This is a genomic window from Marinomonas sp. UCMA 3892 (genome assembly GCF_012726345.1).
GTDB lineage: Bacteria > Pseudomonadota > Gammaproteobacteria > Pseudomonadales > Marinomonadaceae > Marinomonas.
Genome location: NZ_PTXN01000020.1, coordinates 30,668 through 43,626 on the forward strand (window position 1 = coordinate 30,668; position 12,959 = coordinate 43,626).

The following is a 12,959-nucleotide window of genomic DNA, read 5'->3' on the forward strand; positions in this document are numbered from 1 at the left end:
ATTTTGTTCAAAGGACATCTATGAAAATCGCAATTCTTTCTCGTAATCCTCGACTTTATTCTACTCGTCGATTGGTTGAGGCAGGTGAACAGCTTGGGCATGAGGTAGATGTAATTGATACGATGCATTGTTATATGGACATTACAAGTAGCAACCCTTCCGTTCGTTACGACGGTAAGCCTCTGCCTAAGTATGATGCGGTTATTCCAAGAATTGGAGCATCAGTTACTTTTTATGGTACGGCTGTGGTTAGACAGTTTGAGATGATGGGCACTTACAGTATTAACGAGTCTGTGGCGATCAGTCGTTCACGTGATAAGTTAAGATCTTTGCAGCTTATGTCCCGTAAAGGCTTGGGTTTGCCTAAAACAGGTTTTGCGCACCATCCTGATAAGATAGGCGACTTGCTTAAAAATGTCGGTGGCGCGCCTGTAGTGATTAAGCTTTTGGAAGGTACTCAAGGTATTGGTGTGGTTTTGGCGGAGTCTAATAAGACTGCTGAGTCTATTATCGAAGCTTTTATGGGCTTAAAAGCCAATATTTTGGTGCAAGAATACATCAAAGAAGCGGGCGGTGCTGATATTCGTTGCTTAGTGGTTGGTGGCAAGGTTATTGCTGCAATGAAAAGGCAAGGTGCAGAAGGCGAGTTTCGCTCAAACCTTCACCGCGGTGGCACAGCGTCTTTAATTCGATTGTCACCTGAGGAAAGACGTACCGCAGTAGAAGCTGCAAAAGTAATGGGCTTGAATATGTGTGGTGTGGATATACTAAGATCCAATAATGGCCCTCTTATTATGGAAGTTAACTCCTCGCCTGGTTTAGAAGGTATTGAATCTGCAACCGGCAAAGACGTCGCTTCTATGATTATTAAGCACATTGAAAAAACGGCATTTTTGAGTAGCACAAAAACAAAAGGAAAAGGTTAATGGGGAAAGCAACTTTAACAATTGGCGGTGTAGAGATTCCGCTAGGTGGTACTGCTCGTATAAAACTGCCAATGGTAAAGTTGTATACGGACACGAACATGTCTATGCCGGTGTTTGTAAAGCGCGGCAAGCGTTCTGGTCCGACCTTGTTTATTAGCGCTGCGATTCATGGTGATGAGTTGAATGGTATCGAGATTATTAGTCGAATCATTCAAAGCAAATATCTTGAGAGTTTAAAAGGTACCTTGATCGCAGTGCCAATTGTTAACGGTTATGGCGTGTTGAGTCAAAGCCGTTATTTACCTGATAGACGAGATTTAAATCGTTCTTTTCCAGGTTCTCAGCGTGGCTCTTTAGCGGGACGCGTTGCAGATCGTTTTTTGAGTGAGATTGTTTCTAAGGCAAATTACGGTATCGACCTTCATACGGGAAGTTTGCACCGTACCAACTTGCCGCAAGTGCGAGCGAATCTTGATGATCCCGAGACGCTGGCTATTGCAAGAGCCTTTGGTGTTCCTGTTTTGATGAACTCTAACCTTCGCGATGGCTCATTACGTGAATGTGCTAATGATGTTGGTGCTAAGGTTATTTTGTATGAAGCGGGTGAAGCGTTGCGCTTTGATGAGCTATCTATACGAGCTGGTGTGAAAGGTATTGTTGGCGTCATGAGGCATTTGGGAATGTTGCCTAAGTCGCGCAGTAAAAAGTCTCTGTCTGAGCCAAGAATTGCACGCAGTAGTAGTTGGATAAGAGCCACTGATAGTGGTTTTACAACACATATCAAGGAGCTAGGTGATCTTGTTGAAACAGGTGATGTGCTTGCTGAGATTAAAGATCCTTATGGTGATATTTTAGATAAAGTTTTGTGCAAGAATGGTGGGATCATTATTGGTAAGCAAAATATACCATTAGTTCAAGAAGGCGATGCTATGTATCATATCGCTCACTTCTCATCCCCAGATGAAGTGGCGGGACATGTGGAAAGTATGCAGGATGAGTTGATGGATAGTGATGCGTCTTTGAATTTGATTGATTATAAGTCGTCTTGATCCAATGGGTAATGCCATTTTTGTTATAAATGTCATGACATAAGCATAAAACAAGTAATGAAAGTGTCATCTTCATTTGCTGTATCGTTTTTTCACTTTTTTTTCACTAAAATCTCAACTTCAAAAGTTGAGGTCTTTTCATGTTTATTCTTCGTGGTTTGGTTTATCTTTTTGCTGTTGCTGGCGTAGCTCAGCTTATTTCTTTGGAAGGGTATCAGTCGCTAACTGCTGCTGAATACAGTGAGCAAACCCTTACTGAGCATCTGCAAGACTTCATGTCTTTCTTTAGCTGCATGTTATTTCTTTATGCTGCGCGTTTAGACGCAAAATTAAATATAGCCGCGACATTGCTCGGAGCTTTACTGGCGATGATGTTTGTACGTGAATCTGATTCTTTATTGGATCAGTATGTGTTTGATGGAGCGTGGCAAAGTATTGTAAGCATGATATTTATATGTGTTTTAATTTTTCTATGGGGGCGGTTTTCTTCAATTTACGCTTCTTTAAAAGAATATTCTCTACAATCTAGCTTTGGTACTTTTCTAGCTGGATTTGTCACTATACTGGCGTTTTCTAGGTTGATGGGTCGTAGTTCATTTTGGCAAGCTGTAATGGGCGATTCCTATATGCGTCTTGTTAAGAATATTGTAGAAGAAGGGATTGAGACATTAGGTTATACCTTAATCTTAATCTCTGCTATTGAGTTGGTTATTGCTTGTCGTAGACGCAGTAAGCTAGCAAAGATAGAGCATAACTAATTTCTAATGTAATGAAAAAAACGCGCCATGTTGAATAAGCATGGCGCGTTTTTTTTATCTCTGTCTCTTAGTGGGCTTAATTTGGGGATAAGCTTACTGTTGGCGAGACTTTACTTTTGTTTTGCGGCGTTTTGCTGGAGCAGTTGGTCCACCATTAGTACGGCTACTTGCAGGTTTGGCATTGTTGCTCGTTTTGCGGCGAGCTTTTTCTGCAGCGGCGTTCTTCTCCATGGTTGGTCTGTTTGACGTATGGGAAGCACCAGTAGCTTGGCCTGGTTTGGCTTTTTGAGGACGGCGATGGATCTGCTTATCTTTCTCTTCCGCTGGCACCAATTTGTTATCACCATGACCTATAAGATCAGGGCGTCCCATTTTGATTAAAGTGTTGCGAAGGTCTTGCCAGTTGCTTGGATCGTGATAACGCAAGAAACCTTTTTGCACCGTACGCTGCTTGGCATCTTTGGGTGTATAAACGTCTTCACTCTTATAGGTAACTGGTTTCAGTGGGTTTTTACCGGAATGATACATAGCTGTCGCTAATGACATGGGTGAAGGATAAAAGGTTTGTACTTGGTCTGGTTTGAAATCATTGGTTTTCAACCACACAGCTAGGTTAAGCATATCTTCATCAGAGCTACCAGGATGTGCGGCGATAAAGTAAGGGATTAAATGCTGCTTCTTGCCCGCTTCTTTGGAATATTTATCAAACATGCGTTTGAAGCGATCGTAAGTCCCCATACCTGGCTTCATCATTTTTGATAAAGTGCCTTGCTCAGAGTGTTCTGGAGCAATTTTCAGTAAGCCACCAACATGATGAGTGACAAGCTCACGAACGTACTCAGGATCTTCTACAGCAAGGTCATAACGTAAACCGGATGCGATAGACACGGTATGAATACCTTCAATCGCGCGAGTCTTACGATATAGTTGTGTTGTTGGGCTATGATCTGTATTCAAGTTGGAGCAAATGGTCGGATAAACACAAGACAGTTTACGGCATGACGCTTGTACTTCATCGTCGTTACAGTTCAGTGTGTACATATTGGACGTTGGTCCGCCAAGGTCAGATATATGCCCTGTGAAACCTGGAACCTTGTCCTTGATATCTTCAATTTCTTTCAAAATAGATTCGTGTGAGCGAGATTGAATCACTCGTCCTTCATGTTCGGTAATCGAACAAAAAGTACAGCCACCAAAACAACCGCGCATGATGTTGATCGACGTTTTGATCATGTCATAAGCAGGAATACGAGCTTTTTTGTATTTTGGGTGTGGTACACGTGCATAAGGTAAATCAAACACGCCATCCATTTCAGGTGTTTCCAATGGAATCGGTGGCGGGTTAACCCAAATTTCTTTCTTGCCATGTTTTTGAATCAATGCTCGTGCGTTATGTGGGTTTGATTCAAGGTGTAAAATACGCGATGTGTGTGCGTATAAAACAGGGTCTTTAGAAACTTTTTCAAAAGAGGGTAAACGAATATAGGTTTTTTCAGGATCGAGCTTTTCGCCACGACGAAGTGGAGCAGGAATTACGCGAATAGGCATGACGTCAGACTCTTCTTCATCCTTTGTCTGACACTTGCCTTCTGGGATATATTCATAAGGGCTGTAAATTTGATCAACTTTGCCAGGCCAATCCACACGGGTCGAATCGATTTCCGTATAGCCGCCAGGTGGAGTATTTCGAACAATAGTCGTGCCGCGAATGTCGGTTAACTCATCAAGCGTTTTACCCATCGCCATCTGATGAGTTACTTCAATCATGGCGCGTTCAGCGTTACCGTAAAGTAGGATATCAGCGGTTGAGTCGATTAATACAGAACGGCGTACTTCATCACTCCAATAATCGTATTGAGCAATGCGACGTAGACTGGCTTCAATTCCGCCAATCATCACTGGTACATCATGGAAGGCTTCTTTACAACGCTGAGAATAAACAATAACCGCGCGATCAGGGCGTTTTCCGCCAATGCCATAAGGTGTATAAGCATCATCATTACGTACTTTCAAGTCGGCAGTGTAGCGGTTGATCAAGGAGTCCATATTGCCTGCAGTAACGCCAAAATACAGGTTAGGACGGCCAAGGCGCATAAAGTCTTCCGTATTTCGCCAATCTGGTTGATCGATGATGCCGACTCTGTAACCCTGTGCTTCTAGTAAGCGACCTAAAACCGCCATACCAAAACTAGGGTGATCCACATAAGCATCACCTGATACTATGATTACATCACAGCTGTCCCAGCCAAGAGCGTCCATTTCTTCTCTGGTGGTTGGTAGGAAGGGCGAAACGCCATAACACTCAGCCCAATATAATGGGTAAGAAAAGAGTTCTTTGGCGGTTTTATGTCGTTTGATCATTGTTTACTCTTGGTATCGGGCGTAATGGTTAGCGGTATTCTTTGTCATTACGAGGATACATGGCTTATCGGTGAAAAATTGTGCTGCATTATCCCAGAAAAAACCTAGGGTAGACAGCCTAATCTAGGCCTATTCAGGCTTATATTCTTTCAGGTTGAATGCGCCATACACTTTCTTCAAATATATTGTGCCCTTCCTCTTTATACTGGGGATTGGTCAGTGCTAGGTTTTCAGAGGCGATTTTCTGAATTTGATTCCCCCACAGTGATACAACACTATCTTCATTGACAGAAAACGGTGGACCTTGTTTGTCGCCATCATACTGCAATGAAACCAATAACACGCAAGCTGACGAGGATAAGCGCCCAAGGGTATGGGAGACATATTCAGTACGTTTTGATTCAGGCATGGCTACCATGGCTGCGCGATCATAGCAGGCATCAAATTCGTTTTCTTTGAATTGGAAGTAGTCACCTTCGACAATACGTAAAGGTAATCCGTCAACGGTATGAACTTTTAAGTCGCCCTCTTGATGAGTGTTAAAAGCTAAATCGTTATCGCCTAAAAATTGAATCACTGCCAGAGAAGAGAGTTCAACACCTGTAACCTCATAGCCTTGCTCAGCTAACCAGAGCAAGTCATTGGACTTTCCACATAGCGGCACAAGAATTCGACTGCCTTTTGGTAAAGCAGGCCAGAATTCAGTTAGCTTCGGATTGACGCCTTCTTGATGAAAGCCAATTCGCCCTGTTTTCCATCGATCCAACCAAAATTCATTTGTAATCACGATAACCTCGTTAAATTAGGCTTGTTTATGTTCTGTGTGTATTGTATTTGTCTTATTTTACGTCGAACAATTTGTAATGCAAAAAGCCATTATAGACGGCAAAAAAAAATTTAATTGCCTATTTTTCGCATTTTACACGTAGATTGTTGCAGTCTTCCATACGGAGTTTTTATGTCTTTAGAGCTCGCGCCAGACCATATAAAGCTGGCTGTTGATCTTATTGAGTTGCTTGAAAGTCACGATATTGAGCCAAGTGTCGCGGTTGGTGCTTTGACCATTGCTTTAAAAGATTTTCAAGCGAAGCTTGAAAAAATAAATAAAGAGCAAGCGAAGCTTGAAAGAATAGATAAAAGTAAAGTGAGCAGAATGAACTAGATCAGTGAAAAAAGGATAGTTTCTTGGAGCCTTCGTTGAAAACTGATGAGTTAAAATAAAATCATTTAGCCAATGGAATAAAAAGAAGTATATCTATGGAATTAATCGCAATTGTTACCACGGCTTTTGTTGCGCTTTTGCATGTGTACATTATGTACATCGAGATGTTCCTTTGGGACAAGCCTAAGGGCATAAAAATATTCGGATTGAAACCAGATTTTGCCAAAGCGAGTAAGGTGATGGCTGCGAACCAAGGTCTTTACAATGGTTTTCTTGCCGCGGGGTTGTTATGGGGGTTGTGGCTTGGAGTTGCTGGTTCACAGGTAACGGTATTCTTTTTACTCTGTGTGGTGATTGCAGGTGTGTATGGCGCGATAACATCAAGTAAGAAAATTTTGTATGTACAGGCTTTGCCGGGATTGATTGCTCTAATTGCGGTTTTAGCAGCAGCTTAGCAAATACATTAAGAGGTGATGGTTATGTCAGTAAAAGAAAATATGCAGCTGATGGCGTCTTATAATCAATGGATGAATAAGGCTGTTTATAAAGCTGTTGGTGAGTTGAGTTATGCCGATCTGATTGAAGATAAAGGTGCATTTTTTGGATCTGTATTAGGAACGCTTAATCATAATCTGGTGGCGGATATTATTTGGCTGAAACGTTTTGCAGATCATTTTACTGGGCTTTCTAGTATCGGCCTTGTTCGTGTGATGGAGCGTCCGGCAGCCCTTAATACTCAGTTGTTTGATGATTTACTCTTATTGCAGGCTAAGCGTTTCGAGCTAGATAAGCTGATTATTGCCATGATAGATGAAGTAACTGATGAGATGTTAGTGTCGGCATTGGAGTATAAAAATATGAAGGGTATTGGTCATTCGCAAAGATTTGGTTTTACGTTGCAACATTTTTTTAATCATCAGACTCATCATAGAGGACAGATAACGACCTTGCTTTCACAAATGGGAGTGGATGTAGGAACTACTGATTTGATAACCACGATTCCTCGCATGTAATTGGTTATAATGTGCGTTAATTCTATGTAGAAAGAGTTTTATTTTGCACACACTTGACCAGCTTAACCGTGGAGAGTTGAAAGGCGTTATTCGTCTACAGCTATCTGAAAATTTAACCACTTTTCCTGAGGCTATTTTTGATCTCGCTGAAAGCCTAGAAATTTTAGATCTTTCGAATAATAGTTTAAGTGAGCTACCAGCGGATTTATCACGTTTCAAAAAACTGCGTATTCTCTTTTGCTCGAATAATCAGTTTACTGAATTGCCAAAGGCTCTGGGGCAATGCGAGAAATTGGAGATGATTGGTTTCAAAAGCAATCAAATCATTGACGTATCTTCTGATTCGTTGCCCACGCAGACGCGTTGGCTGATTCTTACGGATAACAAAATAACATCACTTCCAGATGATTTTGGCAGATTGACACGATTGCAAAAACTGGCGTTGGCTGGCAATCGACTGGTAACTCTTCCAGATTCCATTATTAATTGCCATAAGCTGGAACTGGTCCGGTTATCCGCTAATCAGTTGGTTGCTTTCCCTGATGCATTATTAAATTTACCTCGCTTGGCTTGGTTGGCATTCTCTGGCAATCCATTTTGTGCAGAGCGTGATCCTCATAATGAGTTTAAAACGGTTCAGTTTTGTGATTTGAAATTACATCAAGTATTGGGGCAAGGGGCATCAGGTGTTATTTCCTTAGCGACTTGGCGTGAAAATACTTTTGATTTTTCAGACTCCGTAGCTATCAAAGTATTTAAAGGTGAGGTGACCAGTGATGGATATCCCGAGGATGAACTGGATGCATGCCTTGCCGTTGGTAGTCACAATAATTTAGTTCAACCACTTGCCAAGGTGGTAGAGGAAGATTGTTCAGCTCTAGTAATGGAGTTAATCCCTGCCCATTATACAAATTTAGGTCAACCACCAAGCCTTGTATCTTGTACGCGAGATACTTTTGCGGAAGAACAGCAATTTTCAATTGATAAAATTGCCCGAATTATTGAGCAAGTAGAGCGGCTGGTAGTACATTTTTGTGAGAAAAAAGTCAGTCATGGGGACTTGTACGCCCACAATACTTTGATCAATGAAGAAGGGCATGTCTTGTTTGGCGATTTTGGTGCTGCATCAAAATATGCCAATTTATCCGCTAGACAGCAGCGTGGAATTGAGCGCATAGAGCGACGAGCCTTGGGATTTTTTATTGATGATATGTTGAGTTTGTGTACTGAGACAGACAGAAGCAGCGAGCTTTATAAATCGCTTCAGTCTCATGCTTTTTATTAAAACGTTAAGGCTTTTTGTCTTATCGGAATACAAAAATGCCCCGCATCACTGATGTGGGGCATTTTTACGAACTTGGTGCTTTTTAAGGCTAAAACAAAAGCTTAAAGCAATTGTTTGGCTTTTTCTGTTAAGCGAATGGTTTGATCGCAAGCGTTCGCTAGCTCAATCCCTTTCTTAACAAAATGGCGACTAAAATAGTCTTTATGTTCGTCATGCTCATGAAAATTATGAGGTGTAAGTACTGCTGTTAGTACAGGCACTTCAGTTTCCAATTGCACTTGCATTAAAGCATTACAAATCGTCGAAGCAACGAAATCATGGCGATAAATACCACCATCTACAACCAATGCTGTGCCAGCAATAGCGTTATAGCGGCCACTTTTTGCTAGCAGTTTTGCTTGTAATGGAATTTCGTAGCCACCAGGTACGGAAATGACGTCAATTAAAGAAGCATCGTAACCGCGAGAGACTAGTTCGTTTTTGAAGCCTTCAACGCAATTTAATACAATATCTTCGTGCCAAGTAGCATGAAGAATCGCGATGCGTTTTGTAGCTGGAGTGAAATCAATGTTATTCGTTGAGCTCTGATTCATTTTTTAATCCTAAATATCTAAGGTGAATCAGGGCGAACGGGCAGGCAAATACACCACTTTTAAATGGCATACCTTAAATTGGGTACAACAAAAGCTGCTATGCCAATATAGGTCTTGTCTGACGCGCTCTCTATCATCCGGACTATAACCGTCGGCTCTGGAATTACACCAGATCTGCTGACCCTAAAAGAAAAGTTTCTTGAAGGCGCTCGCGGGCTTAGAATTTAACTTATGTAAAGTCTTTACCGCCGGTGGGGAATTACACCCCGCCCCGAGAACGAAGTCGGATAAATCCGACAGGTGAAATATACTCGTTTTTATCCTTGACTGTCAAAGTGTCTGTTCTTGTCAATTGTGGCGATTTTGTGACAGTTTCGCTGTGAATTAATGGTTTAGATAACAAAAAGTAACTAATAACTGATAGTACTTGGTAGAGCTTATTATCTAGCGCTATATAATATGAGCTGTTAAAATTTAGATTGCTCACTATAATGACCTTTTGGTCAAGAATGGTGTATCGGAAAAGTGGTTCTAGAATGGAGTCTCACATAGTGCACATTAAAAAGTTGCTTCTACAAAGCGTCTTGCTTGGTTCTTCTTTATTTGGACTAGCTGCTTGCAGCTCAGTTAATAAAAGCGTCGCTCTAGATGAAGATACATATGAGATAGAAGATGTTGCTCAAACCAACGAAGCTGATTATCTCTGCAATAACATGCCTTTGAATATATTTTTTCATGCCGAACAAGCCCAGTTATCTTGGAAAGAAAAAACCTATGTACTGACTCATGCGATAAGCGCCTCTGGTGCATTTTATTTGGGTGAAGGTCTATCTTTTTGGATTCATGGTGATGAAGCTGAACTAGAGTTTAATGGTGTAGAAAAAAATTATTGCCGCCTTGTTCGTGTTGAATCCTAAACCTGAACATCACTCATTCTAAATAGTGGTGTTTTCATCCCGTCAAATTTGCAATCCGTGTACAATAGCTTCATTCGCGTCCTGTGGCGCTTGATTATATTGTAGAGAATGCATGAGCAAGTTATTTGTAATGGGCATGGGGCCCGGTGATTTAGGCTTGGTGGCACCGAATGCCACCAAAGCATTGGCAGTTTGCAGTGATTGGGTTGCTTACGGCTACTATTTAGATCTACTGGGTGAGCTAAGCGAAGGAAAAACCTTTCATAATCTGCCATTAGGTGAAGAAATAGGCCGAGCACGCTTGGCGCTTGATTTGGCTGCGCAAGGAAAAAACACTGCTTTGATTTCCAGCGGTGACATTGGCATTTATGCCATGGCGACTTTGGTCTTTGAATTGCTGGATATGCAGTTACAAGGCAAAGAAAACCATCCTGAATGGCTGGATGTGGATATTGAAGTTATCCCCGGTATTTCTGCTATGCAAGCAGGCGCTAGCCGGGTTGGCGCCATGCTTGGTCATGATTTCTGTACCATCTCTCTCTCCGATTTATTAACCCCATGGGAAACCATAGATAAGCGCTTGCATGCTTGTGGCGCTGGCGACTTTGTGGTGTCTTTTTACAACCCTGTTTCGAAGAAACGCGACTGGCAATTGAATCACGCTCGTGATGTTTTGTTGCAGTATCGTCCTGCTAGTACGCCTGTGATGATTGGCCGTCAGCTCACACGTCCCGAAGAAGAGATTACTTTTACGACACTGGGTGAATTAGATGCCAAAGACGTGGACATGTTTACCATGGTCAGTGTCGGGAACTCAGACACCAAACACATAGTCAATGGTGAGAAGAATTGGATTTACACGCCGCGTGGTTATTCTAAAAAGCTTTAGGAGCGCTTATAAACGTTTTAGCTCTTTATAAAAGATAAGGGAAATAAATGAAGGTTTACTTTATTGGCGCAGGCCCAGGCGATCCAGATTTGATGACGGTAAAAGCGGTCAAAACCATGGAGCGTTGTCCGATTGTTCTTTATGCCGGTTCTTTGATTCCACCACAAGTGATTGATAGTGTGCGTGGTTCAGCCGAAGCTATTTATGATACGGCAGAAATGAATCTGGATGAAACCACCGCTGTGATTGAAAAAGCCGCGCAAGAAGGCAAGGATGTTGCGCGTTTGCAGTCTGGTGATCCTGCTTTGTATGGAGCTATCGGTGAGCAAATTCGCCGCTTGGAAGCGTTAGATATTGATTGCGAAGTGATTCCTGGTGTCAGTGCAGTTGCGGCTTCAGCGGCATTACTTCGTAAAGAATTGACCTTATCGGGCGTTTCACAAACGGTCATTATGACCCGCTATGAAGGTAAAACGCCTTTTCCAGAAAGAGAGCGATTGCCCGCGTTAGCGCAAAGTGGCGCGACGCTAGCCATTCACCTTGGCATTACTCGCATTCATAAAATTGTTGAAGAACTCATTCCTCATTATGGTGAAGATTGTCCGGTTGCTGTGTGTTATCGCACAAGTTGGCCAGATCAGGACTATGTCGTGGGAACTTTAGCGGATATTGTTGCCAAAGTAAGAGAGAAAAAATTCACTCGCACCAGTTTGATATTGGTCGGGAAGGTATTAGACACAGAAGATTTCGCCGACTCCTATTTATACGACAAAGGGCAAGCGCATATCTTTCGTAAGATACATAAGTCTAAGAAAAACTAATTTTAAAAATACGATCCCTGAAAGTAAGAAGGATGAATCATGCAATTGAATAAAATACCTACAACAATTGTGACTGGCTTTTTGGGCAGTGGTAAAACAACGTTATTGTCGAATGTACTAAAACAAGCAGCAGGAAAGCGCATAGCTGTCATTGTTAATGAATTTGGTGAGCTAGATATCGACTCAGACCTTTTGCGCTCATGTCCACTTGATTGTCCAGAAGGTGTGGAAGAAGGAAGTCAACGCAGTGACGATGGCTTTTATGAACTCGCCAATGGCTGCATTTGCTGCACAGTAGAAGAAGAATTTTTGCCTGTGATGCAGCAGCTGGTCGCCCGTCGTGGTGACATTGATCATATTTTAATTGAAACCAGTGGTTTGGCGTTGCCAAAGCCTTTGGTTCAAGCGTTTAACTGGCCGGGTATTAAAGAGCATTGCACAGTGGATGCGGTGATTACTGTTGTCGATGGCGCGGCTGTTGCGGCTGGTCGTTTTGCTCATGATGAAGACAAAGTTCAAGCACAACGTCTAGCGGATGAAAGTTTGGACCACGACCCTAGTTTGCAAGAATTATTAGATGATCAGCTAAGTGCAGCAGACCTGGTTGTCGTCAGTAAAAACGATTTATTAAACGACGAAGAACGTGCTCGAGTGCAAGCTGTCATTGCCCATGAAGTGCCAAATACGGTTAAAACGGTTTATATCGAAAACGGTGAAGCCGCATTGGATGTATTGCTAGGCATTGATGCTGCCACGGAAAATCGCATTGATGACGTACATAATCATCACGACCATCACCATGCGCACGGTGAGCATCACGACCATGCCCATGATCATTTTGATTCTTTTGTAGTGACGTTAGGAGAAGTGCAAACGGATCTTTTGCAAGAAACCCTGATGCAGCTGGTAGAAGAACACAATATTTTCCGTATCAAAGGCTTTGCGGCGGTTCATGGCAAGCCGATGCGTAAAGTGTTTCAAGTGGTGGGGACGCGCATAGACCGTTACTTTGACCGTTTGTGGCAGCCAGATGAAGTGCGTAAAACTCAGTTAGTCTTTATTGGTAAAGGCATTAGTAAAGAGCAGATTGAGAATGTGCTTCATGATGCTTTGAGTGCTTGATCGCGGCTACTGCGCTTGCCAATACTTTGTTAAAAATAGACTCGAATTGCTCATTTATAACTA

At 42.2% G+C, this 12,959-nt stretch carries 14 protein-coding genes and 1 riboswitch; of the genes, 11 read left to right on the forward strand and 3 right to left on the reverse strand.

The window, feature by feature from the left end:
- Positions 1 to 20: 20 nt before the first annotated feature.
- From rimK to B6N13_RS20570, 3 genes are all read left to right on the forward strand, one after another.
- Positions 21 to 926 (forward strand): 30S ribosomal protein S6--L-glutamate ligase, encoded by a 906-nt coding sequence (rimK, locus tag B6N13_RS20560; RefSeq protein WP_012069075.1) that lies wholly within the window; start codon positions 21 to 23, stop codon positions 924 to 926.
- Positions 926 to 1,975 (forward strand): succinylglutamate desuccinylase/aspartoacylase family protein, encoded by a 1,050-nt coding sequence (locus B6N13_RS20565; RefSeq protein WP_012069076.1) that lies wholly within the window; start codon positions 926 to 928, stop codon positions 1,973 to 1,975. Before rimK ends, B6N13_RS20565 begins: the two co-directional genes overlap by 1 nt.
- Before the next feature lie 140 nt (positions 1,976 to 2,115).
- Complete coding sequence (locus tag B6N13_RS20570; protein ID WP_169460455.1) at positions 2,116 to 2,733, forward strand: hypothetical protein; 618 nt, start codon at positions 2,116 to 2,118, stop codon at positions 2,731 to 2,733.
- A 93-nt stretch (positions 2,734 to 2,826) separates the two neighbouring features.
- On the opposite strand, the gene B6N13_RS20575 is transcribed toward B6N13_RS20570, so the two are convergent.
- Together B6N13_RS20575 and tmpT are read right to left on the reverse strand one after the other, a co-directional pair.
- A complete protein-coding gene (locus B6N13_RS20575; RefSeq protein ID WP_012069078.1) occupies positions 2,827 to 5,094 on the reverse strand; it encodes a YgiQ family radical SAM protein in 2,268 nt (755 codons plus the stop codon).
- Between the two features lie 139 nt (positions 5,095 to 5,233).
- Positions 5,234 to 5,881, reverse strand: coding sequence for a thiopurine S-methyltransferase (gene tmpT / locus B6N13_RS20580; protein ID WP_012069079.1), 648 nt, complete (start codon positions 5,879 to 5,881; stop codon positions 5,234 to 5,236).
- 171 nt (positions 5,882 to 6,052) lie between these two features.
- Here tmpT and B6N13_RS20585 point away from each other — a divergent pair, with 171 nt between their 5' ends.
- The 4 genes from B6N13_RS20585 (at position 6,053) to B6N13_RS20600 (ending at position 8,554) form a co-directional block, all read left to right on the forward strand.
- Complete coding sequence (locus B6N13_RS20585; RefSeq protein ID WP_169460456.1) at positions 6,053 to 6,256, forward strand: DUF2496 domain-containing protein; 204 nt, start codon at positions 6,053 to 6,055, stop codon at positions 6,254 to 6,256.
- Positions 6,257 to 6,351: 95 nt separating this feature from the next.
- Positions 6,352 to 6,711, forward strand: a complete 360-nt coding sequence (locus B6N13_RS20590) for a DUF1304 domain-containing protein (protein WP_169460457.1) — start codon at positions 6,352 to 6,354, stop codon at positions 6,709 to 6,711.
- A 24-nt stretch (positions 6,712 to 6,735) separates the two neighbouring features.
- Entirely contained in the window at positions 6,736 to 7,269 is a 534-nt protein-coding gene (locus tag B6N13_RS20595) for a DinB family protein (protein ID WP_169460458.1), read from the forward strand.
- Positions 7,270 to 7,312: 43 nt separating this feature from the next.
- Positions 7,313 to 8,554, forward strand: a complete 1,242-nt coding sequence (locus tag B6N13_RS20600; RefSeq protein ID WP_012069083.1) for a leucine-rich repeat-containing protein kinase family protein — start codon at positions 7,313 to 7,315, stop codon at positions 8,552 to 8,554.
- A gap of 101 nt (positions 8,555 to 8,655) precedes the next feature.
- Here B6N13_RS20600 and B6N13_RS20605 read toward each other — a convergent pair whose 3' ends face one another.
- The gene (locus tag B6N13_RS20605) at positions 8,656 to 9,147 is read right to left on the reverse strand and encodes a 6,7-dimethyl-8-ribityllumazine synthase (RefSeq protein WP_169460459.1); all 492 of its coding nucleotides are present in this window, start codon (positions 9,145 to 9,147) and stop codon (positions 8,656 to 8,658) included.
- A gap of 121 nt (positions 9,148 to 9,268) precedes the next feature.
- Positions 9,269 to 9,430: riboswitch (FMN riboswitch) on the reverse strand.
- Between the two features lie 268 nt (positions 9,431 to 9,698).
- Here B6N13_RS20605 and B6N13_RS23615 point away from each other — a divergent pair.
- From B6N13_RS23615 to cobW, 4 genes are all read left to right on the forward strand, one after another.
- A complete protein-coding gene (locus B6N13_RS23615) occupies positions 9,699 to 10,064 on the forward strand; it encodes an MliC family protein (RefSeq protein ID WP_012069087.1) in 366 nt (121 codons plus the stop codon).
- Positions 10,065 to 10,176: 112 nt separating this feature from the next.
- Complete coding sequence (cobJ, locus tag B6N13_RS20615; protein ID WP_012069088.1) at positions 10,177 to 10,953, forward strand: precorrin-3B C(17)-methyltransferase; 777 nt, start codon at positions 10,177 to 10,179, stop codon at positions 10,951 to 10,953.
- 47 nt (positions 10,954 to 11,000) lie between these two features.
- On the forward strand, positions 11,001 to 11,774 hold the full coding sequence (gene cobM / locus B6N13_RS20620) for a precorrin-4 C(11)-methyltransferase (protein WP_012069089.1): 774 nt from the start codon (positions 11,001 to 11,003) through the stop codon (positions 11,772 to 11,774).
- A 39-nt stretch (positions 11,775 to 11,813) separates the two neighbouring features.
- Entirely contained in the window at positions 11,814 to 12,896 is a 1,083-nt protein-coding gene (gene cobW / locus B6N13_RS20625; protein WP_012069090.1) for a cobalamin biosynthesis protein CobW, read from the forward strand.
- Positions 12,897 to 12,959: the final 63 nt, after the last annotated feature.